The sequence below is a fragment of the Peribacillus sp. P4_D6 genome (genome assembly GCF_056401795.1).
This window is the reverse complement of sequence record NZ_JBFUIQ010000278.1, coordinates 1-2,323: the sequence shown is the minus strand read 5'-3', so window position 1 is coordinate 2,323 and position 2,323 is coordinate 1. Positions and strand designations below refer to the sequence as shown.

The window sequence follows — 2,323 nt, the reverse complement described above, 5'->3', positions numbered from 1 at the left end:
ATCCTGTATATCGTCCATGGCTGTCTGCCGGTACAGGCAAAAATCCAACCGCATTCTATYGAAATTACCGAAAGCGGCCCTGATGCAACAAACAGCCAAAGAATCCATTTCGGATATGTCTCCTTTTTCAGCCATTTATTCCATACCAATGCAAACAGTGCCAACGCGATTAAGCCTGAACCAATCATGACCATGGCATTGAATAAGATATGGACATAAAGCGGCGGCCAATACTCTTCCGGAAAATCGTTCAAACCGGTCACAACCGTATCAAAGCTATTACCAGATAGAAAGCTTAATAACCATGGAAATTCAATCCCATACTTCACTTCCTGAGCTTCCCTATCGGTATAACCGAACAAGGTAAGTCCGGCATGGTCCTGTGTTTCAAACAACCCTTCTGCCGCTGCCAGTTTTTCCGGCTGTTCCCTATATAAATGCTGCGTAGTCGCATGACCGTTCAATGCCGTCAAAAACGAAAAAACCAAGCCCAAGACAATACTGAGCCTAAGTGCTTTTTGGTGAAAATTAAATTCAGCAGTGCCATATTTATTTTTCAGCATCTTATAGGCTGCGACGGACGCCACGACAAAAGCGCCTGTAGTATAAGCAGTCAGGGCCGTATGTCCTGCCGTCACCAAGAAACTTGGGTTAAAAAATGCCGCCCAAGGATCGACATCGACGATTTCCCCATTTTCAAACCGGAACCCAGCAGGAGTCCCTTCAAAAGCATGGACATTCGAAATCAAAACAGCCGAAGCCAATGCTCCGAATGCAACAAAGAATAAACTCACGATTCGGGCCCATGGTTTGATTTTTTCAGCAGCATACACATAGATTGACATGAACAGCGCTTCAACCATGAATGCATAAATCTCGATTTGGAATGGAAGCGCCATGACACGTCCTATCACTTCCATGAACCCAGGCCATAATAGTGACAGCTGCACACCCGCAATCGTACCAGTCGGAATCCCGACCCCAAGTAAAACCCCTAATGTTTTGGTCCAGCGTTTAGCCATGACGACATACTGTAAATCCTTTGTCCTTTGATACATCAATTCCGCTGCCAACATCATCATCGGCAACCCGACGCCAATCGTTGCAAATATGATATGTACAGCCATATTCGTCCCGAACATTGCGCGGGCCATTTGTATATGATCCATACTGTCTTCCTTTCTACCCTTTGTCTCTTGGTAGTATCTCCTCTGTATAGGAAAATATTTAATAATATTCCTCAAACTAATTTTTCATAGGTTTTGCAGAAGCTCGGTTTTCACTTAATGATGTTTTTGGATGATTGTTTAGAATATATTCTATCGAGGTTATTTTCGGTATATATATTGCGTGGAATTCACCAATGCACTAAAAATTTGTTAATAAGCATTTAGATGACAAATTATTGAATATTCTTCATAAATGGTGACCCAATCGGAATAAGATAGCGTAAATCCCATATAGAAAGTGTAACAAGAGAGGAGAAAAACATTTTGTCCTTTTCCAAAGATCCGTTATCACCCGAACAAATGCTGGCTGTGATCAAAAATGGCCTGGGGCCTACCCCAATCCCCAAAAAAATCATTATCATTGGTGCAGGCATGTCTGGGTTGGTTGCAGCATCCCTTTTAAAACAAGCGGGGCACGATGTTACGATATTGGAAGCAACCGGGAGGGTCGGAGGGCGTGTTTTGACCATACGGGAGCCATTTTTAGAAGGTTCCTACCTTGAAGCCGGTGCCATGCGCATTCCGAATTATCATTACTTAGTTGCTGAATACATCAAGAAGTATGGTTTACGAGTCAACACTTTTGTGAATGCGACTCCTAATGATCCCATTTATGCCAATGGAATCAAGACGACTGCTGCGATATATCAACGGAACCCGGATATACTGAGGTATCCTGTAGCTCCCCATGAAAGGGGTAAAACAGCTGAAGAATTACTCAACATGGCAATCAAGCCTGTGACTGACTTCATCATTCAAAACCCGCGTAGAAATTGGGAAATTGTCATTAAAGAGTTTGATAAATACTCCATGAGCTTCTTTTTGCAGTATAATCCAGTCGGAATCAGTCTATCTACAGGGGCGATTGAAAGCATCAAAGTCCTAATGGGTTTAGAGGGATTCCCGGAACTTTCTTTTCCGGCCATACTTCGGGAGCTTATGCCGCTCTTTAATCCAGACGTGAAATTTTTTTCAATCGAAGGAGGAAACGACCGGCTTCCTTATGCCTTTCTACCGGAATTGAAGGATAATTTAATCTTCAGATATGAAGTGACAAAGATCATTCAACATGATAATCAAGTCACCATCCATTC

Annotated in this window: 2 protein-coding genes; one reads left to right on the top strand and one right to left on the bottom strand. The window is 42.8% G+C overall.

What is annotated here, in order from left to right:
- Window positions 1-1,169: cytochrome ubiquinol oxidase subunit I (locus AC1DVB_RS26715; protein WP_477591830.1), on the bottom strand; the 1,169-nt coding region annotated here is incomplete at its 3' end.
- A gap of 324 nt (window positions 1,170-1,493) precedes the next feature.
- On the opposite strand from AC1DVB_RS26715, the gene AC1DVB_RS26710 reads away from it, so the two are divergent.
- Window positions 1,494-2,323, top strand: an 830-nt coding sequence (locus tag AC1DVB_RS26710; RefSeq protein WP_477591828.1) for a flavin monoamine oxidase family protein, incomplete at its 3' end; no start/stop codon positions are given.